Genomic DNA, 24,462 nt, shown 5'->3' on the forward strand with positions numbered 1-24,462 from the left:
ACACCTCCTTTTTCTCACCCGGCGCAGCAGGAAAGCTGCTTCACATCCTTGTTGAAGGTCTGCGCCGCGAGCTTCAACCCCTCGACCATCGTCAGGTAGGGGAACAACTGGTCGGCCAGTTCCTGCACCGTCATGCGGTTGCGAATGGCCAGAGCCGCCGTCTGGATCAGTTCACCCGCTTCCGGCGCGACCGCCTGTACGCCGATCAGCCGATGGCTGCCTTCCTCGATAACCAACTTGATGAAGCCGCGTGTGTCGAAGTTGGCGAGCGCACGCGGCACGTTGTCCAAGGTCAAGGTGCGGCTGTCGGTCTCGATCCCGTCGTGGTGGGCTTCCGCCTCGCTGTAGCCCACGGTCGCCACTTGCGGATCGGTGAACACCACGGCCGGCATTGCGGTCAGGTCGAGCGCCGCATCGCCGCCGGTCATGTTGATCGCGGCACGGGTGCCGGCCGCTGCCGCCACATAGACGAACTGCGGCTGGTCGGTGCAGTCGCCGGCCGCGTAGATGTTCGGGTTGCTCGTGCGCATGCCTTGGTCGATGGCGATGGCACCTTGCGCATTGACAGTGACCCCCGCTGCGTCCAGCGCGAGGCTGCGCGTGTTCGGTGTCCGACCGGTGGCAACCAGCAGTTTGTCGGCGCGCAATTCACCGTGCGTGGTGGTCAGCACGAATTCACCGTCCATATGGGCGACCTGGCTGGCTTGCGTGTGCTCCAGCACCTCGATGCCCTCGGCACGGAAAGCGGCTGTCACCGCCTCGCCGATGGCCGGGTCTTCACGGAAGAACAAGGTATTGCGCGCCAGGACCGTGACCTTGCTGCCCAGCCGGGCAAAGGCTTGCGCCAGCTCCAGCGCCACCACCGACGAGCCGATTACGGCAAGGCGTTCGGGAATGGTGTCGCTCGCCAGGGCCTCGGTGGAAGTCCAGTAGGGTGACTCTTTCAAGCCCGGAATCGGCGGGACCGCCGGGCTGGCACCCGTGGCGACCAGGCAGCGGTCGAACATCACGACGCGCTCGCCACCCTCGTTCAAACGGACGGTAAGGCTCTGGTCGTCCTTGAAGCGCGCCTCACCGTGCACAACGGTGATGGCCGGATTACCGCCCAGGATGCCTTCGTACTTGGCGTGCCGCAGTTCGTCGACGCGGGCCTGCTGCTGGGCCAGCAGCTTACTGCGGTCAATCGTAGGCACAGTTGCCGCAATACCGCCATCGAACGGGCTTTCCCGGCGCAGATGGGCGATGTGGGCGGCGCGGATCATGATCTTGGACGGCACACAGCCGACATTGACGCAGGTGCCGCCGATGGTGCCGCGCTCGATCAGCGTGACCTGCGCGCCTTGCTCGACGGCTTTCAGCGCCGCCGCCATCGCGGCTCCACCGCTGCCAATGACCGCTACCTGCACCGGGGGCTCGTTGCCACTGTGCTTTTCGGCGGCGGCCATCCATCCCCGCACCTTGTCGAGCAGTCCGACGCGGTTGTCCGCCAGTGGCGCATCGGCTAGCGTTGCCTTGTAGCCCAGTCCGGCCACGGCGGCAGTCAGCGCGTCCGGCGATGTGCCCGGCACGATGGCGAGTTGCGCTGTGCCCTTCGGATAGGACACCAGCGCCGACTGCACGCCTGGCACTTTTTCCAGCGCTTCCTTGACGTGCGCCGCGCACGAGTCGCAAGTCATGCCGGTGATTTTTAGATGGGTCATGCAACAGATCCTTTATCGTTTGTGGCGCCAGACAATGACGTCCGTTGTGCTGCGGTGCCGTTTTCAGTGACTCACTGCTTGACGCTGGACGGATAGCCCGCGTCTGCGGTTGCCTTGGTCAGCTTCTGCACGCTGGTCTTGGCATCGTCGAAGGTGACGACCGCTTGGCGTGTCTCGAAAGTCACGTCAACTTTGCTGACGCCTTCGACCTTGGAAATCGCCTTCTTGACAGTGATCGGGCAGGCGGAGCAGGTCATGCCCGGTACGGACAGCGTGACGGTCTGGGTGGCGGCCCAGACGGGGGCAACAACGGCGGCGAGGGCGAGGGAGGCAAACAGTTTCTTCATGGTGAACTCCGATCAGTAGAAAAATGGCATGACGTAGGGAAATCCGAGCGCGACCAGAACCAGCGCGGCCACGATCCAGAAAATGAGCTTGTAAGTAGCTCGCACTTGGGGAATCGCGCAGACCTCACCCGGTTTGCAGGCCGCTGCCTGCCGGTAGATGCGCCGCCAGGCGAAGAACAACGCCACCAGCGCCACGCCGATAAAGATGGGGCGATAGGGTTCCAACACCGCCAAGTTGCCGATCCAAGCGCCGCTGAACCCCAAGGCGATCAGAACCAACGGCCCGAGGCAGCAAGCCGAGGCGAGGATGGCGGCAAGCCCTCCAGTGAAGAGCGCGCCGCGCCCGGTTTTTGGTTCAGACATGCGCTTGTCCTTTCGAATTGAAATTGGATAGCGTAACCTTACTTCCGTACTCATGTACGGAGTCAAGCGATATGGAAAACAATTTGGAGAACCTGACCATTGGCGTTTTCGCCAAGGCGGCCGGGGTCAATGTGGAGACCATCCGTTTCTATCAGCGCAAGGGCTTGTTGCTGGAGCCTGACAAGCCCTATGGCAGCATCCGCCGCTATGGCGAGGCGGATGTAACGCGGGTGCGCTTCGTGAAATCAGCCCAGCGGCTGGGCTTCAGCCTGGATGAGATCGCCGAGCTGCTGCGGCTGGAGGATGGCACCCATTGCGAGGAAGCCAGCAGTCTGGCCGAGCACAAGCTCAAGGACGTGCGCGAGAAAATGGCTGACCTGGCGCGCATGGAGGCCGTGCTGTCTGAGTTGGTGTGCGCCTGCCATGCGCGAAGGGGGAACGTTTCCTGCCCGCTGATCGCGTCACTACAGGGTGGAGCAAGCTTGGCAGGTTCGGCTATGCCTTAGCGTGCTTTATTTTCCGTTTTCTGAGACGACCCCTCCTCAGTGTCACTCCGCCGGCGTGATTGCTTGTCGGCGTTATAGGCTTTATGCATAAGCTGCATAAGTAGTGCGAATACTATAAATGCCCCAAGCTTTCAATTGACTTTCAGTGCGCGCGATCCTCCTATGAAACCGGCCTAAAATTTGAGTAGCTCTGCGGCAATTTTGTTTAGCGCGGCGATGCCCCGGACCCGCCCGGCATTGCTTAAAAGTCCATGCTCAGGCATATTGCTTGCATGAACGTATCGCCCAACACCTTCATCCTGTTCTCGCTCGGCACGGACCTGATCCTGTGCGCGGTGCTGGTGTTCCTGTGGTGGCGGCACAGCGACGAAAAGCAGGCGATCGCCTGGGCGGTCGGTCAACTGGCGCTCACCGCCGGCGCCGCGTTCTGGTACCTGGGACCAGCGGACTGGCCTCGGCACGCGCTCGCGGCCGCCACCGTTACCGTCAGCGTGGCCGGATTCTGGGTGGGCACCGAATTTTTCCTCGGTAACCTCAAGCGCCGCCATGTGCGGGTCGCCGTGCTGTCATTCGTGCTGCTCGGCTGCGTTCTTTACGCGGCCTGGACGCTGCTGGGACAATCGGTCGAGACCGTCACCGCGTTCGTCTATGCGCTGACCTTCCTCTGGGTCGGCTGGCGCCTTGCGGCCAACCGCAACCATTACCGTTTGCTGGGCCTGATATTGATCGCGCGCGGCGTGCTCAACCTTGCGAACGGCCTGAGCCTGGTGCCGCCGGCCTACGAAGCCTGGTTCATCTGGTCGCTCCTGGTCAAGGCAAGCTCGATGTTGTGCCTGATTCATGCCGTGCAGGAGAAAATCCAGAAGCGCTACACGCGCGCCATCGACAGTTTGAGCAAGGGTTTCCTGGTGTACGACCGCGACGGCCTGATCCGCTCGGCCAACGAAAGCAGCGCCCGCCTGCTTGGCGCGCCTGGCGTCAAACAGCTGCTCGGTAGCCATATCGCCGATTGGGTGCCGGCCATCGGGCGCCGGAAAGTTGCCGAACATTTCCAGCGTTTCGCTGCGGCCGCGCGCTATCCGTACGTCGAGACGGTGGTGCTCGACGGCGGCGACGGGCGCGAACTGCCGCTCGAGTTGATCGCCTCGCCGCACTATGAGCGCGGCCAGCTGCATTGCATGATGCTGGCGATGGACATCACCGAGCGCAAGAAGAACGACGACCTGTTGCACCGCGCCGCCAACTTCGACAGCGTCACCGGCTTGCTGAACCGAAACGGCCTGTCGCCGCGCTTGGCCGCCGCGTTGGCGCGCGCGGGCGCGGACGACAAGGCCTGCGCGGTGCTGTTCATCGACATCGACAAGTTCAAACGGGTCAACGACAGCTTCGGCCATGCGGCAGGCGACCAATTGCTGACGCAAATGGCGCAATTGCTGCGCGGCGTCGCCAGCGAGGCCGACTTGCTGGCGCGCTTCGGCGGCGACGAGTTCATCGGTGTGTTGACGGACCTGCCCAAGGCCGACGTCGGCGGCGCGGCGGCGGCGTGCGGGCAACAGATCCTGCGCGCGCTGGACGCCGGCTTCCAGCTGTCGCCGCAATTGATCACCGTCTCGGCCAGCATCGGCCTGGCCTGTTATCCCGCCGACGGCGACGACGCCGACACGCTGACCCGCAACGCCGACATCGCCATGCACGACGTCAAAAAGACGGGCAGGGGCGAGCTACGCTTCTTCGATGCGGCCATGAGCGCGTACGCGCGCGACGCGCTGGTGATCGACGGCGCGCTGCGCGGCGCCATCGTCGCAGGCGAGCTCAGCCTTGCGTACCAGCCGATCACCAACGCCGCCAGCGGCAGCATGGACAAGGTCGAAGCGCTGCTGCGCTGGCACAGCGCGTCGCTGGGCACGGTCGGCCCGGACCGGTTCATCCCGGTGGCCGAGGACAGCGGCCTGATCATCGAACTGGGCGCCTGGGTGCTCGACGCGGCCTGTCGTCAATTGGCGGCCTGGCGCGACAGCCTGCCCGGGCTGATCGTCAGCATCAACGTCTCCGCGCGTCAGCTGCTCGATCCCGGGTTCATCGCACTGGTGGAGCGGGCGTTGGCGGACAACGGCCTGGCGCCGGCCCGGCTCGAACTCGAGCTCACCGAGCGCGTGCTCATCGGCGACGGCGCGCAGGTGCGGGTCGCGCTGGGCAGGCTCAGGGAACTCGGTGTCAGCCTATCGCTGGACGATTTCGGCACGGGCTACTCCTCGCTCAGTTACCTGACCCAGTTCCAGATCAACACGCTCAAGATCGACCGCGGCTTCGTCACCGACATGGTCGACAGCCCGCGCAGCAACGCGCTGGTGGCCACCATCATCGCCATGGGCCACAGCCTGGGTTTGCAACTGGTGGCCGAAGGCGTGGAAACGGCCGGGCAGGCCAGCGCACTGAAGGCCATGGGCTGTCACTACTTACAGGGATACCACATCTCGAGGCCGGTCGGTGCCGCCGCGCTGCTGTCATTCGCCGCCGCGCCCGTCCAGCCCGCGTAGAGTTGTATCGGCGTTTTGGAAGGCGGCGGCATCGCCGGCGAACATTTCTTCCAGCTCCAGACGGCCTTTGCGCGTGAGCGAGACCACCTCGTCCTGGTCTTGCTGGTGCGGATAGACTTCCATCAGCATCTTGAGGTTGTGCGTGCGGAAGGTGCGCGCGGCGTGCTCGGCGCAATCGGCGGCAAAGCCGAGCTGCTGCAGCACCTTGGTGCCCAGCTGCAGCGACGCTTCGAAGGTTTCGCGTTCGATCAGCGTCACACCCCGGTCCAGCAGTTCATAGTAGTGGGTCACGTTGCGCGCCCGCGCGAGGATCGTCAGCGATGGATAGCGCTCGCGCACAGCGTCGACCAGCGTCAGGCTGTCGTCGACGGCGTCGATCGCGATCACCAGCGTGGTGGCCTTGCCGATGCCGGCCGCCTCGAGCAGGTCGATGCGGGTGGCGTCGCCGTAGAACACCTCATAGCCGAATTTGCGCAGCAGCTCGATCTGGTCCGGGTCGTGGTCGAGCACCGTGACGCCGATGCGGTTGGCCGCCAGCAGACGGCCGATGATCTGGCCGAAGCGGCCGAAACCGGCGATGATGACCGGATGCTCGACGGTGATCTTGTCCGCTTCGCGCTTCTTTTTTGCCGTGCGCAGACGCGGCGCGGCCAATTTGTCGTAAAGGAGTAGCAACAGCGGCGTGGCCACCATCGACAGCGTGACCACCATCACCAGCATGGCCGAGGTTTCCGGCGCCAGCACCCTGGCCTCGACCGCAGTGCCGAACACGACAAACGCGAATTCGCCGCCCTGTGACATCAGCAGCGCGAAGAACAGGCGCTGGCCGCGCGGAATATCGAACCAGAAAGACATGCCGTACAGCAGGCCGCCCTTGAGCAGCAGCAGGCCGCAGGTCAATCCCACCACGAGCAGCGGATGGGCAAGCAGCACGCCAAAGTCGGCCGACATGCCCACCGCCATGAAGAACAGGCCCAGCAGCAGTCCCTTGAATGGTTCCAGGTCGCTAACCAGTTGATGGCGGTATTCGGAATCGGCCAACAGCACGCCGGCCGTGAACGTGCCCAGCGCCAGCGACAACCCGACCGATTCCATCAGCAGGCAGATGCCGATCACCAGCAGCAGCGCGAAGGCGGTGAACAGTTCGCGCAGGCCGGTACGGGCCAGGAAGCGCATCACCGGGTTGACCATGCAGCGGCCGAAGGCGACCAAGGTCAGCAGAACGGCCACCAGCTTGACCGCGCGCATCCATCCGCCGCTCGCATGCTCGGCGGCCACGCCGGCCAGCAGCGGCACCAGCGCGATCATCGGGATCGCGGCGATATCCTGAAACAATAAAATGGAAAAACTGGCAGAGCCGGCCGGGCTGGGCATCAGTTTGCGTTCGCCCAGCGTGGCCAGCACGATGGCGGTCGACGACAGCGACATGCCGAGGCCGGCGACGAGGGCAATCTTCCAGTCGACGCCGAACGCGATGGCAGCCGCCGTCAGCGCGGCGGCCACGAGGACCACCTGCACGCCGCCCCAGCCAAAGATCGGCCGTCGTAGCGACCACAGCTTCTTCGGTTCCAGCTCCAGGCCGATCAGGAACAGCATCAGCACGACGCCGAACTCGGAGACGCTGAGCACGTCTTCGACATTGCCGATCAGCGAAAGCCCCCACGGGCCGATGAGGGCGCCAGCGGCCAGATAGCCGAGCACCGCGCCCATGCCGGCCCGTTTGGCCAGCGGCACCAGCACGACGGCCGCCACCAGATAAAACACCATGTGTAAGAGAAATCCGTGTGCCATATTGTTCCGTCGTGCGCGCTGATGCCGTCGCTGATTGTTCAGCGTGCAAGTATCTCATCCGGTGGACCTTGCCGTCCACCATCGAAATGGAGAGGGCAGGGCGTAAAAAAATGCCAAGTTTCTTGAACTATTCCCAACTCGGCTGGAATGTACGGTAGGCAGCCAACCGGCGCCTCCCACAACGATAAGGATGACGATATGAAAAAGCTGTTACACAAGACATTGGCGCTTGCCGCCCTGGCCCTGGCCGCCCACGCTCCGGCCTACGCGGTCAGCGACGTCGCAGGCGATTTCCTGGCGGGCTATACCGGCAGCCGCGACGCCGCTTTCGACGTGCTGTCGGCCGACGTCAGCTTCAACGCCGCCACCAATGAGTTCGTGTTCAGTACGACGGCGGCGGGCGCAATCGCCGGCGTCAACGGCGCGGCCTATGTTTTCGGCCTTGACGCCGGCGGCACGACCGTCGCGCCATTCACCTCGGTCGGGCTGCCGGGCGCGGTGTTCAACCGCACGGTGACCTTGCGCGCCAATGGCACCGCTGGTGTCGGCGCGACGCCGATCACCGAGCAAATTGTCGGCAACCGGATCTTCACCACGGTGTCGGCATCGCTGCTGCCATCGAACGGCCTTGCGTTCAAGGATTACACCTGGACCGTGTGGTCGATCGATACCAACGTCGCTGGGCTCGGCCGCCTGGCCGACTTCGCGCCCGATGCCAACATCAACGTCACGGCGGTGCCGGAGCCGGCGACCTACGGCATGCTGCTGGCCGGATTGGGCATGCTGGGCATGGTGGCGCGTCGCCGGAGCGCCCGCGCGGCGGACTGATCCACACGCATTTGTAAGAAACGTTTGATTTTCGCGCGGCGGATTTGGCGGATGTTTGTGCCGTGGCATTCCCGGATGTGGTACCGTAATTGCCGTGGGAACCTATTTCTCGATCAGAAATATGTCCAGGTTCCTGCGGCGATCGGCCGAGAACCCGCTGAACGGAAACCACCGCATGACATCACGCAAGTCCAGCTTGGGCCCGGCCGGCGGTGCAGCGCAGTCCGGTGCCCCAGCCTCCATCGTTGACAGGCGGCCGGCCGGCAACCTGCCAGCTACCTTGCTGCGCAACGCCGACGACAGCGATAACGGCATTGCCTTGCTCGACGCCGGCAACATCTTCCTTTACCACAACCAAGCCTACGCCCGGATGTTCGGCTTTCCCGGCGATAGTATGGTCGGCAAGCACTACGACGACATGATGATCTGGGCCTACACCCAGCGCTGCGGCCCGCTCATCGAAGCGGCAAGCATCGATGAGTGGTTGTGCCATGTGCATACCCGCCAGCGCAGCGCCCGCTTTCGCAGTTTCGAAGTGGACCTGATCGACGGCCGCTGGCTGCTGATCACCGAGCAGGTGAGCGCGATCGGCGAAATGGTGGTGATGTGCACCGATATCACCCGTCTGAAAAAGACCGAGTTTGAACTGAAACGCGCGCAGGCAGAGCTGCGTCGGCTGGCGCTGACCGACGAGCTGACCGGCATCCCTAACCGACGCCATTTCTTTCCCCAATTCGAGAGCGAACTGGCGCGGGCCGACCGTTACGGCTATCCGCTCTGCCTGGCGATACTTGACCTTGACCACTTCAAGCACGTCAACGATCGCTACGGTCATGCGGCCGGTGACGCCGTGCTGCGCCACTTCGCCGATTTTATTGGCCAGCGACTGCGCGCGGCTGACATCGTCGGCCGGCTGGGTGGCGAGGAGTTCGCAGTGCTGTTGCCGGAAACCGGTATCGAAGAGGCAATGTTTGTATTACGCCGTGTGGTGGATCAACTAGCCCGCGAAACCGTTGACGCGGTCGCGCCCGGCTTTACCTATGCGTTTTCGGCCGGCGTGGCAGCCGCCGCAGACGTTCGACCGCCGAGCTCGCAGCGCTTGATGGCTTGCGCGGATCGCGCGTTATACCAAGCAAAAAGCGCCGGTCGCAGCCGTGTTATCCCATATGTCGCGGACGACGACGAGGCGGACATCAAATGAGTGGCGCAGCAAGTAGAAGTGGTACATAATACGTGGTATGTAATACAGTACGATATGATAACGGGGAAAAGAATGGCGAGAGTGGGGCTTGAGAAGTCTGAGGTAAGGAAGGCAAGGGACAGCCTGGTCGCCCAATCCCAGTATCCATCGGTGGATGCGGTGCGTATCGCGCTTGGCAATACCGGGTCCAAGACCACGATCCATAAATACCTGAAGGAGCTGGACGAGGAGGACGGCGGCGCGCGCGCCCGAGACCAGAAAGCGCCAATCAGCGAAGCGTTGCACGACCTGGTCGCACGTCTTGCGGCGCGCCTTGCGGAAGAAGCCGACGTTCGGGTTGAGCTAGCGACACAGGAATTCAGCGCCAGGGAACTGGCTCATGCGCAGGCGCTCCAGAAACTGGAAAACGACCTGCTTGCCGCCCGCGAGGCCTCCCGTGAACTGGAAGGGCGCCTCCAAGCCGAAACGGCGGGCCACGCCAAGACGCGCGCGGCATTGCAGGCCGAGACCGCCGCACGCCATACAGCCGCGCAGCAGGCGACCGATTTGAAGGATCGTCTCGAGCAGACGAAGATAGAGCTGCGGCAGCAACAACTTACCGTGCGGGGCAAGCAGGACGAGATCACCAAACTCAACCAGGAGAGCGCACGCCGGGTGCTGGAGTTGTCGCATACCAAGCAGTCGCTCTACGAGCAATTGACCAATGGCCGCAAGCTGGAGCAGAAGATCGAGCAGCTTCAGACCGCCCACCGGCACAGCGGCGATCTTGAGCGCCAGCTGGTCAGCAAGATCGCTGAAGCCGAAGTGCTGAGCGAGCAGCTGAAGGCCGCCGTGGCACAAATCGAACCGGCCAGAGCACGGGCGCGCGAATTGGAATTGCTGCTGGCTCAGGCCAACGCCAAGGCGGAGGCGCAAGACCACATCGGCGAGCAACTGCAAGCCTATCTCGACAAAATGTCCGCAGGTTCGAAGAGAGACAGCAAATAGCCGGAAGGCAGCGCGGCGGCCGGTGGCGTATCTCAACAACAACAGCAGAACAATTTTGTTAAGTTTTGTAAGGTTTTGCCGCATAGCGTAGCGGGGCGGCAGGCGGCGACAGCGCGTTTCGCCCGTGGCGCGGTACGGCAGGTAAGGAAGTGTAATACCAATCTAACCGGATTTTGATACGTTTCGTTTTAAATCAACGACTTACCCAGCATACGCGATGCAATGTCTCGGCTGCTAGAATCGTTTTACGGTATTGGCCAGATGGCCGCTACCGTCCTTGTTTGCGCGGCGCCGCAACGTGCGCAAACAAGGAATCGCATCGCTCCCCCAAGTGATGTGCTCTCCCTTTGCCGGCGCCCCGCCGGGCGCCGGCTTTTTCTTTCCGCTACCTTATGTTTATACTAGTTGCCAGTGACTAGTGGTTTGAATTCATCGGACAGGAACTGCATGCGAAAGATATTGATCGCCGAGGATGACCTGAAGGCGGGCACTCTTCTCAAGACCTATCTGGAAAAACACCAATATGAGGTATTGCTGGCGCAAGATGGCGTAACGTTTCAGGCCAAGTTTTCCCGCCTTGCCGACCAGCTGTCGCTGGTCATCCTCGATGTGATGCTGCCCGATACCGACGGCTTCGCGCTGTGCAAGCTTGTGCGGCGCCGCTGCGATGTACCGATCATCATGCTGACCGCCAGCTCGGACGAGGCCGACCGCATCGTCGGCCTGGAACTGGGCGCGGACGATTACATCGCCAAACCTTACAGCCCGCGCGAGCTGCTGGCGCGAATCAAGGCCATCTTGCGACGCGCCGGCTTCGACAACCAGAGCGCGCCGCGCTATTACCGGTTTGTCGGCTTCACGCTCGATCTGCTGGAGCGCGTCGTCACCGACAGCGCCGGCACGCCGGTGCCGCTGACCGGCATGGACTATCAACTGCTGAAATACTTCGTCGAGCACCCGGGCGATATCCTCGACCGCAGCGTCTTGTGCGAACAAACCCGTGGCCGCGACGCCGGCCCGCTCGATCGCTCGTTGGACGTCCAGATCAGCAAGCTGCGGCTGCGCCTCAATGACGACGGCAAGCAGCCCTCGCTGATCAAGACTGTGCGCGGCGCCGGCTATGTGTTCTCGGCCGATGTCGCGGCTTCGCCGGCGTAACGATGCTGACGGTGGCTTGATCGCCACCATTTTCCCGCCAAGCGCCATTAATTCGTAATGATTTGTGAGCCGGCATCACGGCCATGCACGCTTTCTTGCGGGGTGCGGGCCGCTTGTGTAAGGAAGCGTAAGCGCCAGCCTCGCGTTTCGATTGATTAGCCATTTAAATCAAACACTTACGGCTTCGCGCCGGCGGCGTTGCGGGCGTGCGGGAGCCATGCTAGTGTCCTGCTTATTCTGATAAAAAGAACATCGCCCATGCCTGTCGTCCGCCCCGTACTACCGCGCCAACGCATCATCGCCATCGATGCGCTGCGCGGCTTGACCTTCTTCGTCATGTTGTTCGTGAACTGCCTGGCCGGCGCCAACGGCATCCCCTATGGAATTCATCACATGGCGGCATCGGTCGACGGTATGAGCCTGGCCGATGTGGTGTTTCCAGCGTTTCTGTTCGTGGTCGGCACCTCCATTCCTTTGAGCCTGAATCACCGGCTGGCGGTGCAGAACGGGACGCGCCAAACCTTATGGCAGATCGTCACGCGGGCCTTCGGCTTGATCGTCATCGGCGTCTTCATGGTGAACACGGAGGAGGGCTATAACGAAGCGGCAATGGGCATCTCGATCCAGCTATGGGCCTTGCTGTTCTACGCGGCGGCCCTGCTGGTATGGGGAACCCGCAGCAACCGGCCAATGCGCTGGCTGGGCGCGTCGGTGATCGTGGCGCTGGCGCTGGTCTATCGCGCAGGCCCTGATGGACACGAATGGATGCAGACATCGTGGTGGGGCATTCTCGGTTGCATAGGCTGGGCGTACCTGGTCGCCAGCATCGTCTATCTGGCCGGGCGCGGACGACTGGTCGTGCTGGCACTGGCGACGGCGGCGTGCGTTGCATGGTTCATGGTCAGCGGCGCGGTGAACGGAAATGGCGTCATCGCCATGCATGCGACCCACACGTCCCTCGTGCTGTGCGGCGCGATGTGCGTGTTGCTGCTGTTCGACGGCGCGCGTGGCGCGCCCGGATCGCGGCGCCTGTTGGCCGGCGGCGTCTTGGCGGCGCTGCTGGCGGCGGCGGCCTGGCTGCTGCACCACATCTACCCAATCTCCAAAATCGGCGCGACGCCGCCATGGGCGTTGTATTGCGCGGCGCTTTGCAGCGCTTTGTTCGTGCTGCTGTATTGGTTGATCGAGATGCGTCGGATCACCCGCTGGACCGCGCTGGTGCAGCCCGCCGCCGCCAATCCACTGGTGACCTATCTGCTGCCGATGATACTGGTCACGCTGATGGGCTATCTGCATCTGCGGTGGTGGCCGGCCCTGATGCACGGCACCGTGGCCATCGCCTTCGCGCTGCTGTTCTCCGCTGTCGTTGTCGCGGTGGTGGCAGTCCTGAACACTTATAACTTTAAACTGAAACTCTGAGATGCCCAATTCCGCTTCCCCACGCTACCTTGCACTGGATGTCTTTCGCGGCCTGACGCTGGCGCTGATGATCATTGTGAATACGCCCGGTGGCCCGACCAGCTATGGGCCGCTGGAACACGCGGTCTGGCACGGCTTTACGTTGACCGATCTGGTGTTCCCGTCTTTCCTGTTCGTGGTCGGCGCCGCTGTTAGCCTGAGCATGCAAAAGTTCAGCGGCCATGACGAGGCATACTTCCTCAAACGCGTGGTCAAACGCGGCGTACTTATTTTCCTGGTCGGCTATCTGCTGTACTGGTTCCCGTTCTTCACGCCGGAGTTCACGCTTTCGCCAATCGAGAACACCCGCGTCATGGGCGTATTGCAGCGCATCGGCCTGTGCTACCTGTTCGCCGCGCTGATCGTGCGCTACGGCGGCATGCGCGGCGCCCTGGCGTTCAGCGTGGCCGCCTTGATTGGCTACTGGTGGATGCTGGCGTCCTTCGGCGACTACACGCTGGCCGGCAACGCCGCGCTGAAAGTCGACCTGGCGGTGCTTGGCGAGTCGCATATGTATCGCGGCGAGGGCGTACCGTTCGACCCGGAAGGAATACTCAGCACCTTGCCTTCGATCGTGAATGTGCTGGCCGGTTACGCGGCGGCTGTGTGGCTGAAGCGCAAAGGCCCCGGCCTGGCTACCGTGGCGACACTGGCTGGGGCGGGGGCGGTATGTCTGGTGCTGGCGTACGGCTGGGATGTACTGCTACCGATTAACAAGAAGCTTTGGACCAGCAGCTTCGTCGCCTGCACAGTGGGCTGGGACTTGATCATCCTCGCCGTACTGGTGGCCGTGATCGATATGGCGGGCGCGCGCACCGGCACCTACTTCTTCGAGGTGTTCGGCAAGAACACGCTGTTCATCTACGTGCTGGCCGATGTGGCGGTCATTGTGCTGGCGCGGCTGCAGGTGGGCGGCGACACGCTATACCGCTGGCTGTACGAAACGCTGTTCGCGTCATGGGCATCGCCGCTCAACGCATCGCTGATGTTCGCGGTGGCGTTCATGCTGGCGTGCTGGCTGGTGGCTTATGTGATGGACCGCCGAAAAATCTACATCAAACTCTGAGGACACATGCGCACACGTTTATCTTGCATGGCCATGGCGGCCGCCTTGTTCGCAGGCGGCGCCTACGCGGCCGAAGTGGGCTCCTATTACACCAGCTGGAGCATGGGAAAGGGCTTCCGGCTCAAGCAACTGGAGCAATCGAGTAGCGCGGCGGGCTTCACCTATCTGGTGTACGCCTTTGAAAATGTCTACAAAATGCCCGACGGCGGCGTGCGTTGTGACAGCGGCCGCGATATCGACCATGTCGCCAACGGCATGAACGCCACGCTCGATTACGCGCGCCGCTTTACGGCCGACGAATCGGTCGACGGCAGCGCCGACAAGGCCGGCCAGCCGCTGGCGGGCAACTTCAATCAGCTGGCGCAACTCAAAAAACGCCATCCAAAGTTGAAGGTGCTGGTGGCGCTGGGCGGCGGCGAGTGGTCGCACCAGTTCCCGGCCGGAGCGGCTACGCCAGCGCTGCGCACCGCGCTGGTATCGTCGTGCATCGACCTTTACCTGCGCGGTAATCTGCCCAAGCTGGATGGGCACGGTGGCGCCGGCGCTGCGGCCGGCGTATTCGACGGCATCGATCTGGATTGGGAGCATCCGGGTCCGAACGACAAGACCAATTTCACGCTGCTGCTGGAAGAGTTCCGCCGCCAGCTCGACGCGCTGGGCAAATCCAACGGCAAGCATTATGTGCTGACCGCGGCCGTCAACAGCACCGACGAAAAGATGCGCCACACCGATCCGGCTGCCTACAGCCGCTCGCTGGACTGGATCAACCTCATGACCTACGACTTCCACGGCGCCTGGAGCAAGCAGGGGCCGACCGGCTTCCAGTCCAATTTGTTCAGCGATCCGGCCAGCGGCGACGTTAGCCCGCGCAGCGTGGAAGCCGGCGTGAAACGCTTTACCGCAGCCGGCGTGCCGGCGTCCAAGATCGTCGTCGGCGTGCCTTTCTACGCGCGCGGCTGGAGCGGCGTTGGTCCGGCCAACAACGGCCTGTATCAACCGGCGACCGGTCCCGCGCAGGGCTTCGAGGAGGGCGCGGAACAGTATTCGACCATCGCGGCGCGCGGTTTGACCACCTTCTATCACCCGCTCACCAAGCAGCTTTGGACCTACGACAAAGGCACTTTCTGGACTTACGACGACCCGCGCGTGATCCGGGAAAAGGCCGACTATGTGCGTGCGCAGGGATTGCGCGGCCTGATGTCCTGGTCGTTGGACCAGGACGACGCGGACTTCTCGCTGTCGCGCGCGATGCAGTCCGTGCGTCAGTAATCGGCGGGCTACGAAGTCGCGCTCTCGGCTTCCATGTTGCAAGCGCGGCACAGAATCTCTGTAATGAATTGTAAGGTTTTGCATGGATTTTTTAGCTTCGCGGGCGATCGATGGCGCGGCGCCGAGCAGTGCGTAAAGAAGTGTAATCGCAGCCTCCGCAGATTTAATTAATATTCAATTGATTCAAATACTTACGATCTTTTTTTTGGTTTTTGACCCGTGTTTGCGCGGGCCGGGACGCGGGTGTTAGTGTTAAAACACGGCTGCAAACGAACACGCAAAGAACCGCCAGGCCGTAGCGAAGCACATCACTGAGCGCCCATAAACAAGCGGTTGGGATTTCAATCGAGATGACGGCACGTCCGTCACGCCAAAAAGAGGATAGAGCATGTTTGATTTGAATCGCAGGAAGACCTTGATCAGCTCCGCAGTCACCGGCGCCCTGGCGGTACTGGCGGTACCGGCACTGGGCCAGGAGGCGGCCACGCCGGCCAAGTCCTCGGACACTATTCAGGAGGTGATGGTCACCGCCACGCGCTACAGCACCTCGCTGCTGAAAACTCCCGTCGCCGTGACCGCAGTCACGCAGGAGGATTTGACCCGCCAGGGCGCGGTCAACGTCAAGTCGCTGTCCGGCGAAGTGCCCAACCTGCAGCTGGGCGGCTCGGTCGATGGCAGCTCCGGCGTGCAGATTGCGATACGCGGCGTATCCAATTCCGACTTCACCGAGATCGGCAACCCGGCGGTCGGCCTGCACGTCGCCGGCATCTATTCGCCGCGCCCACAGGGTGCGCTGGCTTTGCTGTTCGACCTTGACCGGCTCGAGATCCTACGCGGCCCGCAAGGCACGCTGTTCGGCCGTAATTCGACCGGCGGCAGCATCAACGTCATCCCGAACAAGCCTGTCATCGGCAGCAAGGAAGGCAGCGTCGAACTGGATATCGGCAATTACAACCAACGCCAGCTCAACGTGGTGCAGAACATCCCCGTGTCCGACGATATCGCGCTGCGCTTTACCGCGATGGGCGTCAAGCGCGATGGCTGGGTTAATCAGACGCAGGACACTTATGACGTCAACATGCCGTCGAAGGGCTTCCCGGCCGACGGCATTCCGGACACCGACCAGCGCCGCAACCATCCGGTGTCCAAAAGCGATTACTACACCAACCGCAATCAGTGGGCGGCCCGCCTGTCCGGTCTGTGGAAGGTCAACAAGGACCTGCAATGGCTGGTCTCCTACGAGAACTACCAGAACAACGACGCCGGCGACCTGGCGCTGAAGGATTGCGCGCAAGCGGCCGGTACGCCTTACGCCTGCAAGGGCGGCAAGTACGACGTGTCGATCAACGTGCCGGGCGTCACCGACATGTCGATTCGCACGCTGCGCTCCAACATCGTGTGGAACCTTAACAAGCAGACGGACATCGAGTACAGCTACGCGCACGCCGTGCAGCGCCGCTTCCAGCAGCAGGACACCGACGCCGGCTACCAGAACATCGAGGCCGATGTCGACGCCACGCCAGCGACCGGCGGCGATCATTGGCCGGTGGTGGACGCCGCGACCTACACGATGGGATCGAAGTTCGCCTCCGACGTCCACGAGCTGCAGCTGCGCCAGAACTTTGGCACGCTGCGCTACGTGGCGGGCCTGTTCTATATGAAGGAGAAGAACAACATCGACTTCGGCCAGGATTACCTGAACCAGGGGCCGAGCGGCTACCCGTACTCGAACTTTTACCACCAGCCGGACCGCCAATCCGAATCGAAAGCGGCGTTCGCGCAGGCGGACTGGCAGTTCGCGCCGACCTGGAACTTCACCGCCGGCGTACGCATGAGCAAGGACAAACGCGCCGACAAGGACGGCCAGTTCTGGGAATCGTACGGCAAGGACTACTTCAACGGCATGCTCGATCCGGGTGGCCCCGGTACGCCCGGCTACACCGGCGTCAATTCGAGTTTGCTCAAGCCGGGCATGGGCGCCTACTACGGCAGCAGTGTTTTCCCTGCGGCGTCGTCGATCAGCAACCACGAGGAATCGTGGAGCAAAACCACCGGCCGCCTGGGCCTGACCTGGCAGCTCGATCCACGCAATATGGTCTACACGTCGCTGTCGACCGGTTACAAGGCGGGTGGCTTCAACGACCGCTTCAACCTTTGCGGCAACGAGCTTGACGCCACCGGCAAACCTTACGATTGCTTCTCCGGACCACCCGGCCCGCAGTACTCGTTCCTGCCATACCGTCCGGAGACCGTCACCAATCTGGAACTCGGCTACAAGGGCAAGCTGCTCGAGGACCGTCTGACCCTGTCGGCGACGGTGTTCTATAGCCGGTACAAGGATATGCAGGCGACCGGCCAGCATACCGTTGGCCGCAGCAAGCGCACCTGCGACGCCGATCATCCGGCCTGCGATGCGGTCATCAGCTGGTATTCGACCCAGAACATCGGCCGCGCCGACATCAAGGGTCTGGAACTGGAAGGACAGTACCGCCCGTGGCGCGACGCCCGCATCAGCTATTCGGCATCGCTGCTGAGCGCAAAGATCGCCGACTATCCGACCTACAGCGACGATATCGGCTGCGATGCGCGGGCCAAGCAAGGCGTTACGCCGTGCCCGGACTACTATAGCGGCACCGATCCATCGCTGGCGCAGCTGCGTCCCTACAACGTGGTCGGCAACCATCTGCCTTATTCGCCGCCGAAGACGATGGCGCTGAGTTTTTCGCAGGACTTCTACTTCAACGACGGCTGGTCGCTGTCGCCGTGGGTGCAATGGCGCTGGCAGGACAAGATGTACTTCTCGCTGCGTAACCTCGATACGCCGCACCTGTCCGACGGCCAAAACGCCTACAGCCAGGTCGACGCCTCGCTGCGCCTGAGCGCCCCGAGTGGTTCGAAGTATCCATGGCACGCCGAGCTTTACGTCCGCAATGTGGGCGACGTGCGCGCCAAGACCTGGGGCGGCATCGGCGGCCCGCAATCGACGTTCACGCTGGCGTCCTACAACGATCCGCGCATGTTCGGGGTCCGGGTGGGCACCGAATGGTAAGGCCGCCATGCGTTCGATGATCTTGCTTTCGCTGTTGGCGGCCATGGGCTGGGCCGCGCCTTCCGGCGCGGAGGATCTTTTCGTCGCCACGCCGTTGACGGCGGAACGCGCTTTTACTGCCGGCATCGAAGGGCCGGCGGTGGACGCCGCCGGGAACATCTACGCCGTCAATTTCGGTCGCCAGCAGGCGATCGGTATCGTCACCCCGCAGGGCGAGGCGCGCGAGTTCGCGCTGCTGCCCGGCGCCTCGGTCCCGAACGGGCTGCGGTTCGGGCGCGATGGCACCCTGTTTATCGCGGACTACGTGGGCCACAATATTTTCCGCATCGCGCCGGGCGCCACCACACCGGAACTCCATGCGCACGACGCCAGAATGTCGCAGCCGAACGACATCGCGATCACCGCGGATGGAGTGCTGTACGCCAGCGATCCGGATTGGGAACATGGCACGGGCCGCGTATGGCGCGTGGACAGTGACGGCAAGGTGTCGCTCGCGGCCGACGGCATGGGCACTGCCAACGGCATCGACGTGAGTCCCGACGGGCGTACCTTGTATGTGAACGAGAGCGTACAACGAAAAATCTGGGCTTTCGCCATCGCCGCCGACGGCACGCTGTCTAAGAAACGCCTGCTGCACAGCTTCGACGATTACGGCATGGATGGCATGCGCGTGGATGTCGATGGTAATCTGTACGTCAGCCGATTCGGCAAGGGGTCGGTTGTCAAGCTGGCGCCTGACGGTAGATTGCTGCGCGAGGTCAGGCTGCCGGGCGACCGGCCCAGCAATCTGTGTTTCGGCGGCGCGGATGGCCGTACGGTGTACGTGACGGAAGTCGAACATCAGCAACTGCTGCAATTCCGTGTTGATCGCCCCGGACTGGAATGGCAGCGCATACAGGCACGCCGGTGACGGGACAGTGTCGATGCGGCCACCAGACTGCCTTCGCACGTTTATCGATTCAAAGGCCGCGTGGGAGCGCGGCCGCAACGTTGCAGCTGCGGCGCCGCAAGGATAGCCGGACCTGCGTCTTAATTCTTCGTTTGAGGTAAGTATGCGTTTACAAGTTGTGGCATCTTGTTTGTTAGGTTTGATGGGGGCCGCGCAGGCGCAGGAGATCGTGCCGCTGCCCGCGCAGCTGCAGCGTAACGCCGGCGAGTTCGCGCTGACGTCCGCCACGCGCATCGTCGCCGACGGGGGCGCGCTGGCCGAGGCGCTGACGCTGCGCGACTATCTGCGTCCGGCCACCGGCTTCGAGCTGCCGGTCGGCTCCCGCGACGGCGCCAACGCCATCCGCCTCAAACTGGACAAGAAACAGCCCGCGCTGGGCAAGGAGGGCTACCGTTTGGTGAGTGACGCGCGCGGCGTGACCATCACCGCCACCGATCCGGCGGGCTTGTTCTACGGTGTGCAGACCTTGCGCCAGATGCTGCCGGCCGATATCTACCGTAACGCACAGGTGCGGCGCGACTGGAAGCTGCCGGCGGTGCGCATCGAAGACCAGCCCCGCTTCGGATGGCGCGGCAGCCACCTGGACACGGCGCGTCATTTCATGCCGAAGAATTTCGTGCTCAAGCACCTTGAACTGCTGGCGCAGAACAAGATGAACGTATTCCACTGGCACCTGACCGACGACCAGGGCTGGCGGATCGAAATCAAACGCTTCCCGCTGCTAACGCGCGTGGGCGCCTGGCGCAGCGAAACCCAGTTGACGCCGCGTGCCGGCGATCCGCCCGGCCTGCGCTACGACGGCCAACCGCACGGTGGCTACTACACGCAGGAGGATATCCGCGAAGTGGTGGCTTACGCGGCGGCGCGCCACATCACGGTGGTGCCGGAGATCGAGATGCCGGGCCACGCGCTGGCGGCCATCGCCGCCTATCCGGAGCTGGGCAACCAGCCTGACAAAAAACTGCCGGTCGGCCGTGAATGGGGCGTGATCACGCAAGTGTTCAGCCCAGAGGAGAACACCGTACGCTTCCTGCAGCAGGTCATGGACGAAGTGCTGACACTGTTCCCGAGCCAGTACATCCACGTCGGCGGCGACGAGTGCCCGAAAACCGAGTGGGCGCATTCGCCGGCGGCCCTTGCGCGCATGAAGGCGCTCAAGCTGGTGCCGGCCGGGACGACATTGGAAGACATCCAGAACTACAAGGACGCGCAGGGCAAGCCCGCCGAGCATCCGGCGCTGCACCAGCTGCAAAGCTGGTTTATCGGTGAGATGGATACCTATCTGGCCAAGCAAGGCCGCCGCCTGATCGGCTGGGACGAAATACTCGAGGGCGGTCTGGCGCAAGGCGCCACGGTCATGAGCTGGCGCGGCGAGGAGGGCGGCCTGAAAGCGGCCAGCGCAGGCCACGACGTGGTGATGACGCCGGAACGCGACACCTACCTCGATTACGCCCAGATCCCTGCGAACACGCCCGGCTACCGGGAGCCGGTTGGAGCGCGCGCGGTCAACACCCTCGACCACGTGTACGCCTACGAACCGCTGCCGGCCAGCATGCCGCCCGCGCTGGCCAAACACGTACTGGGTAGCCAGGCGCAGTTGTGGACCGAGTACATGAAGGGACCGCGCGAGGTGGAATACATGGCCTGGCCGCGACTGCTGGCGATGGCCGAGGTACTATGGACGCCGAAACCGCTCAAGGACTACGCAAAATTCCAGCAACGGCTGCCGTCATCCCTGCAGCGCCTGGATGCGCAGGACGTCAACTATCGCACCGCCGACGGCCCGCGTTGGCCGCGCTGAGGGGAGAACCATGTCTTCGCAAAAAAACTATCAGATGTTCCTGGCGGTGGTCAGCGGCCTCGCGGGGCTGCTGTACGGGATCGACATCGGCATCATCGATCCGGCGCTGCCCTACCTGAACCGCTCCACCAGCCTGTCCGAAAGCCAGCTGTCGATGGTGGTGGCGGCGGTGCTGGCCGGCTCCGTATTGGGATCGGTGGTGGCCGGCGCGCTGGCCGACTGGCTGGGGCGCAAGCCGATGATGGTGATCAGCGCGCTGATGTTCGTCGGTAGCGTGGCGTTGATCTACCTGTCGCAGTCGTTCATGCCGCTGATGCTGGGCCGCCTGCTGCAAGGTACGAGCGGCGGCGTGATCGCCGTCGTGGTGCCGCTGTACCTGGCCGAATGCCTGCCCGCCGCACAGCGCGGGCGCGGCGTCGCCGTATTCCAGTTCATGCTGACCGTCGGGATTGTGCTGGCGGCTTTCGTCGGCAACCACTACCTGGGCAACGCGGAGCTGGAGATACAGGCCGCCGGCGCCGACCAGCAGCGCATCGTGGCAGCCGCCGACCACGCGTGGCGCAGCATGTTCCTCACCGTTCTGTATCCCGGCCTGCTGTTCTTCGCTGGCTGCTGCCTGCTGTCGGAATCGCCGCGCTGGCTGGTACGGCGCGACCGGCCCGACCAGGCCCGCGCCGCGCTGGGGCGTCTGCTGCCGCCGGCCGAACGCGAGGTGGAGTTAAACGAGATCAGCGCCGCGCTGGCGGCCGAACGCGCGCGTCCGAAAACGTCGGCGTTGACGGCGGCCACCGAGATGCTGACGGAGCGCCGCTACGTGGTGCCATTCATCCTCGCTTGCATCATCCTCGGTTGTAACCAGGCCACCGGCATCAACTCGGTGCTGCAATTCATGTCGACCATTTTGCAGAAGGCCGGCCTCGATCCGGTGGCCGCTGCCGGCTATGGCACGGTCATCAAAATCCTCAACTCGGTGATGACGGTGGTGGCGATCGTGCTGGTCGAACGCAAGGGCAGGGTATTCCTGCTCAAGCTGGGCACGGGCGGGATTATCGTGTCGCTTTGTCTTTTGGCGCTGCTGTTCCATCGCTTCGAATCGCAACGCGTCGATGTGCGCGCGGAGGTGGCGGCGCTGGTCAAGGATAACCGTCTCGATTTCAATCTGGCCGACGCCTCGTGGGGCGCGCAAGGCGCTGTGCAGCTGAGTATCTTGTACCAGTATGGCGACCGTCAGCAAGTGGCCGAGGCCTACACGCCTACCGAGGCGTCGCAGGCTGTGCTCAGGCGCGCGGCCGACGTGATTCAAACACTGCCGGCAGCGCAGCGGGCGCTGTTGGAACAAGCGAAGCTGGCCTGGAGCGGACGCGCACCTGCCGCTGCCGCGGAACCGGCGCAACAATTGATCGCGACTTTGCCTAAAGCGTCGCGCGACGCGCTGGATGCCGCCCGTCGCGTGGTCGTCGCCCAGCACGTGCAGGTGCGTGCGCTGGACACGGAGACCGCCGGCGCGCCGTTACAAATCCTGCGGGCCAGCGTTGGACCGACGCCGAGCCGCGAGACCGGGCTGCTGGCCGCCCTGTGCATTGCCGGTTTTATCACCTTCTTCTCGATCGGGCCGGGGGTGTGCGTTTGGCTGGCGCTGTCGGAGCTGATGCCGACGCGGATACGTTCCGTGGGCATGGGCGTTGCGCTGCTGATCAATCAGGGCACCGGCACGCTGATCGCAGGCGCCTTCCTGCCGATCGTGGGAAACTACGGCTTCCACGTGATGTTCCTGTTCTGGACCGCCTGCACGCTGGTGTACTTCGTCACTTCCGCCTTCTTCCTGCCCGAAACCAAGGGCAAGTCGCTGGAGGAGATCGAGCAGTTGTTCGCCCGGCAGAAAGCGTAAGCCGTGAGCCGGCGGGCTGGAACCAACTGCCCACGCCCGCCGGCGGCCCGGTACCCGTACCCGGGCGTTAAGGCTTGGCCCAGCGTCCGGACATGCTGATCATGCCCAGCATCTTGAGCGTGTTGCCGTAGTAGTCGTTGTCCTTCAAGGTCTGGCTTTGCACGTCCTTCCAGATGGCGTTGAGCCAGACCTGGTTATTGGCGTCGACCATCGCCGATACGCCCAGCGCGGAGACAAACGGCAGTTGGTTGTAGTCGGCCTCCGAGACTTTGCCATTGAGATTGTAACCGGCGGCGAAGCGGGTCGGGTCGTTCTTCGTGACGGTGCGCGCCCAGCTATTGAGCGGCTTGAGCACCGTCAGCGCACGGCTGTCGCCATAGATCAGGTAATCCATCGCCACCCGCCACGGGAAGCGCGACGCGTTCCACGAATAATTGCCGTCGTTTTCGCCTTCGAAGAAGTCGGCGGCGGCCGGCGCCGGGGTGCCATTGAGTTTGTAGACGAAGTCGGGCACCAGGCCGGTGGTCTTGCTGAAGTTACGCTGCATAAGGTCGACGATGGCGTAGCTACGGTCCTGGACCGCCTGCCAGCGCGGATCGCCGCTGCTCAGCGCGAAAGCCTTCAGATGCTGCAGCATGAAGTCCGACGTGCGCGTGGTGTGCTCATAGGTGCGGTCGTCGTCGATACGGGCCCAATCGCCTACCAGCAGGTGCTTGCCGGTCGGATGCACTTCATACGTCATGATGGCGCTCATCACGCGCTGCGCCTCTGCCATGTAGTTAATCGCGCCGGCGCTGCCCCATTTACGGTCGGCAAGCAGCAGCGCATAGGCGATGTCGAGGTCACCATCGGTGGCGCTGATCTGTCCGCGCTTGTCGCCGCCGGCGTTGCCGCAGCCCTTGATCTGGTTCCACGCCATCAGGCCGGGGCCGGAACTGGCCGGATGATCATGGAAGTAGTGGACCATGCCGTCGAACACGGTGCGGGCGTCGCTGTCCTCGTCGGCCATCAACACACTGATTAACATGCCGTAGCCGTGTGCTTCGGACACGGTGATTGTCGCGTCGGCCGTGCCGCCGCCGACCACCTTGCCGTCGGCATTGACCTTGACGAAATAGCGGCCGGTCCCGCACTCCTGCGCCACGTACAGTTTTTTCCATTGGGCGTAGAAGTCGACGCGCTGTTGCGCCAGTACGGCGTCGCTGACATGGTTGGGGCGGATGGTGCCGGCGGTGTACGGCAACGGCGTCGACACCGCCTTGAGCGTGGCAGCCTTGGCGCCGGAAGCGCCGGTGACAGTAGCGTTAGCCGGGGCGGCGACGACGGTGAGCGCCGCGGCCGTGCTGTTCGACGGGGTGTCGGCCGTGCCGCCACCGCAGGCGGTCAGCAGCGCCGCCAGCATGGCTGCCGACAGGGAGGACGTGAATGGGACGGGACGAAGGGCGGATCGTACGGGCATGGGACATTCTCCAGAGAGACCCGTCGCAGGGGTTGCGAGGGCTGCTGGCAGTCTAGTTGCGTCAGGCTGCGAACGTTGTCACAGGCTGTAACGGGCACCGCGACC

General features: G+C 63.3%; 18 protein-coding genes. 13 read left to right on the forward strand and 5 right to left on the reverse strand.

Going from position 1 to position 24,462, the window contains the following annotated elements; all coding sequences use genetic code 11:
• Positions 1 to 14: 14 nt before the first annotated feature.
• The 3 genes from merA to merT form a co-directional block, all read right to left on the reverse strand.
• Positions 15 to 1,700: a mercury(II) reductase gene (gene merA / locus ACZ0BA_RS08215; protein ID WP_003158917.1), complete on the reverse strand. Its 1,686-nt coding sequence runs from the start codon at positions 1,698 to 1,700 to the stop codon at positions 15 to 17.
• 71 nt (positions 1,701 to 1,771) lie between these two features.
• The gene (merP, locus tag ACZ0BA_RS08220; protein WP_003131987.1) at positions 1,772 to 2,047 is read right to left on the reverse strand and encodes a mercury resistance system periplasmic binding protein MerP; all 276 of its coding nucleotides are present in this window, start codon (positions 2,045 to 2,047) and stop codon (positions 1,772 to 1,774) included.
• A 12-nt stretch (positions 2,048 to 2,059) separates the two neighbouring features.
• Positions 2,060 to 2,410: a mercuric ion transporter MerT gene (merT, locus tag ACZ0BA_RS08225; RefSeq protein ID WP_003131974.1), complete on the reverse strand. Its 351-nt coding sequence runs from the start codon at positions 2,408 to 2,410 to the stop codon at positions 2,060 to 2,062.
• A 71-nt stretch (positions 2,411 to 2,481) separates the two neighbouring features.
• Here merT and ACZ0BA_RS08230 point away from each other — a divergent pair, with 71 nt between their 5' ends.
• Together ACZ0BA_RS08230 and ACZ0BA_RS08235 are read left to right on the forward strand one after the other, a co-directional pair.
• On the forward strand, positions 2,482 to 2,916 hold the full coding sequence (locus ACZ0BA_RS08230) for a mercury resistance transcriptional regulator MerR (RefSeq protein WP_003131969.1): 435 nt from the start codon (positions 2,482 to 2,484) through the stop codon (positions 2,914 to 2,916).
• 272 nt (positions 2,917 to 3,188) lie between these two features.
• Positions 3,189 to 5,453, forward strand: coding sequence for a putative bifunctional diguanylate cyclase/phosphodiesterase (locus ACZ0BA_RS08235; RefSeq protein WP_463450802.1), 2,265 nt, complete (start codon positions 3,189 to 3,191; stop codon positions 5,451 to 5,453).
• Here ACZ0BA_RS08235 and kefC read toward each other — a convergent pair.
• Positions 5,421 to 7,244, reverse strand: coding sequence for a glutathione-regulated potassium-efflux system protein KefC (gene kefC, locus ACZ0BA_RS08240; RefSeq protein ID WP_463450803.1), 1,824 nt, complete (start codon positions 7,242 to 7,244; stop codon positions 5,421 to 5,423). The two genes, ACZ0BA_RS08235 and kefC, sit on opposite strands and share 33 nt — an antisense overlap.
• Positions 7,245 to 7,442: 198 nt before the next feature.
• Here kefC and ACZ0BA_RS08245 point away from each other — a divergent pair, with 198 nt between their 5' ends.
• From ACZ0BA_RS08245 to ACZ0BA_RS08295, 11 genes are all read left to right on the forward strand, one after another.
• Positions 7,443 to 8,072 carry an FxDxF family PEP-CTERM protein gene (locus ACZ0BA_RS08245; protein ID WP_463450804.1) on the forward strand — a complete coding sequence of 210 codons (630 nt, stop codon included), beginning with the start codon at positions 7,443 to 7,445 and terminating at the stop codon, positions 8,070 to 8,072.
• 175 nt (positions 8,073 to 8,247) lie between these two features.
• Positions 8,248 to 9,273: a GGDEF domain-containing protein gene (locus ACZ0BA_RS08250; RefSeq protein WP_463450805.1), complete on the forward strand. Its 1,026-nt coding sequence runs from the start codon at positions 8,248 to 8,250 to the stop codon at positions 9,271 to 9,273.
• A 72-nt stretch (positions 9,274 to 9,345) separates the two neighbouring features.
• The gene (locus ACZ0BA_RS08255; protein WP_463450806.1) at positions 9,346 to 10,260 is read left to right on the forward strand and encodes a DNA-binding protein; all 915 of its coding nucleotides are present in this window, start codon (positions 9,346 to 9,348) and stop codon (positions 10,258 to 10,260) included.
• A 447-nt stretch (positions 10,261 to 10,707) separates the two neighbouring features.
• Entirely contained in the window at positions 10,708 to 11,418 is a 711-nt protein-coding gene (locus ACZ0BA_RS08260; protein ID WP_463450807.1) for a response regulator, read from the forward strand.
• A 258-nt stretch (positions 11,419 to 11,676) separates the two neighbouring features.
• Entirely contained in the window at positions 11,677 to 12,837 is a 1,161-nt protein-coding gene (locus ACZ0BA_RS08265; RefSeq protein WP_463450808.1) for a DUF5009 domain-containing protein, read from the forward strand.
• 1 nt (position 12,838) lies between these two features.
• Positions 12,839 to 13,942: an acyltransferase family protein gene (locus ACZ0BA_RS08270; protein WP_463450809.1), complete on the forward strand. Its 1,104-nt coding sequence runs from the start codon at positions 12,839 to 12,841 to the stop codon at positions 13,940 to 13,942.
• A 6-nt stretch (positions 13,943 to 13,948) separates the two neighbouring features.
• Positions 13,949 to 15,211 (forward strand): glycoside hydrolase family 18 protein, encoded by a 1,263-nt coding sequence (locus ACZ0BA_RS08275; protein ID WP_463450810.1) that lies wholly within the window; start codon positions 13,949 to 13,951, stop codon positions 15,209 to 15,211.
• A gap of 388 nt (positions 15,212 to 15,599) precedes the next feature.
• Complete coding sequence (locus ACZ0BA_RS08280) at positions 15,600 to 18,260, forward strand: TonB-dependent receptor (RefSeq protein WP_463450811.1); 2,661 nt, start codon at positions 15,600 to 15,602, stop codon at positions 18,258 to 18,260.
• Positions 18,261 to 18,267: 7 nt separating this feature from the next.
• Positions 18,268 to 19,170, forward strand: a complete 903-nt coding sequence (locus tag ACZ0BA_RS08285; protein ID WP_463450812.1) for an SMP-30/gluconolactonase/LRE family protein — start codon at positions 18,268 to 18,270, stop codon at positions 19,168 to 19,170.
• Between the two features lie 142 nt (positions 19,171 to 19,312).
• Complete coding sequence (locus tag ACZ0BA_RS08290; protein ID WP_463450813.1) at positions 19,313 to 21,010, forward strand: beta-N-acetylhexosaminidase; 1,698 nt, start codon at positions 19,313 to 19,315, stop codon at positions 21,008 to 21,010.
• A gap of 10 nt (positions 21,011 to 21,020) precedes the next feature.
• Positions 21,021 to 22,898: an MFS transporter gene (locus ACZ0BA_RS08295; RefSeq protein WP_463450814.1), complete on the forward strand. Its 1,878-nt coding sequence runs from the start codon at positions 21,021 to 21,023 to the stop codon at positions 22,896 to 22,898.
• A 67-nt stretch (positions 22,899 to 22,965) separates the two neighbouring features.
• On the opposite strand, the gene ACZ0BA_RS08300 is transcribed toward ACZ0BA_RS08295, so the two are convergent.
• A complete protein-coding gene (locus ACZ0BA_RS08300; RefSeq protein ID WP_463450815.1) occupies positions 22,966 to 24,357 on the reverse strand; it encodes a glycosyl hydrolase family 8 in 1,392 nt (463 codons plus the stop codon).
• Positions 24,358 to 24,462 lie beyond the last annotated feature (105 nt).

The organism is Duganella sp. AC917, assembly GCF_979258245.1.

Coding starts and splice junctions, on each gene's coding strand:
- ACZ0BA_RS08245 (WP_463450804.1), top strand. CDS start 7,443: ATGAAAAAGCTGTTACACAAGACATTGGCGCTTGCCGCCCTGGCCCTG.
- ACZ0BA_RS08290 (WP_463450813.1), top strand. CDS start 19,313: ATGCGTTTACAAGTTGTGGCATCTTGTTTGTTAGGTTTGATGGGGGCC.
- merA (WP_003158917.1), bottom strand. CDS start 1,700: ATGACCCATCTAAAAATCACCGGCATGACTTGCGACTCGTGCGCGGCG.
- ACZ0BA_RS08285 (WP_463450812.1), top strand. CDS start 18,268: ATGCGTTCGATGATCTTGCTTTCGCTGTTGGCGGCCATGGGCTGGGCC.
- ACZ0BA_RS08255 (WP_463450806.1), top strand. CDS start 9,346: ATGGCGAGAGTGGGGCTTGAGAAGTCTGAGGTAAGGAAGGCAAGGGAC.
- ACZ0BA_RS08280 (WP_463450811.1), top strand. CDS start 15,600: ATGTTTGATTTGAATCGCAGGAAGACCTTGATCAGCTCCGCAGTCACC.
- ACZ0BA_RS08275 (WP_463450810.1), top strand. CDS start 13,949: ATGCGCACACGTTTATCTTGCATGGCCATGGCGGCCGCCTTGTTCGCA.
- merT (WP_003131974.1), bottom strand. CDS start 2,410: ATGTCTGAACCAAAAACCGGGCGCGGCGCGCTCTTCACTGGAGGGCTT.
- ACZ0BA_RS08265 (WP_463450808.1), top strand. CDS start 11,677: ATGCCTGTCGTCCGCCCCGTACTACCGCGCCAACGCATCATCGCCATC.
- merP (WP_003131987.1), bottom strand. CDS start 2,047: ATGAAGAAACTGTTTGCCTCCCTCGCCCTCGCCGCCGTTGTTGCCCCC.
- ACZ0BA_RS08250 (WP_463450805.1), top strand. CDS start 8,248: ATGACATCACGCAAGTCCAGCTTGGGCCCGGCCGGCGGTGCAGCGCAG.
- ACZ0BA_RS08270 (WP_463450809.1), top strand. CDS start 12,839: ATGCCCAATTCCGCTTCCCCACGCTACCTTGCACTGGATGTCTTTCGC.
- ACZ0BA_RS08260 (WP_463450807.1), top strand. CDS start 10,708: ATGCGAAAGATATTGATCGCCGAGGATGACCTGAAGGCGGGCACTCTT.
- kefC (WP_463450803.1), bottom strand. CDS start 7,244: ATGGCACACGGATTTCTCTTACACATGGTGTTTTATCTGGTGGCGGCC.
- ACZ0BA_RS08235 (WP_463450802.1), top strand. CDS start 3,189: ATGAACGTATCGCCCAACACCTTCATCCTGTTCTCGCTCGGCACGGAC.
- ACZ0BA_RS08300 (WP_463450815.1), bottom strand. CDS start 24,357: ATGCCCGTACGATCCGCCCTTCGTCCCGTCCCATTCACGTCCTCCCTG.
- ACZ0BA_RS08295 (WP_463450814.1), top strand. CDS start 21,021: ATGTCTTCGCAAAAAAACTATCAGATGTTCCTGGCGGTGGTCAGCGGC.
- ACZ0BA_RS08230 (WP_003131969.1), top strand. CDS start 2,482: ATGGAAAACAATTTGGAGAACCTGACCATTGGCGTTTTCGCCAAGGCG.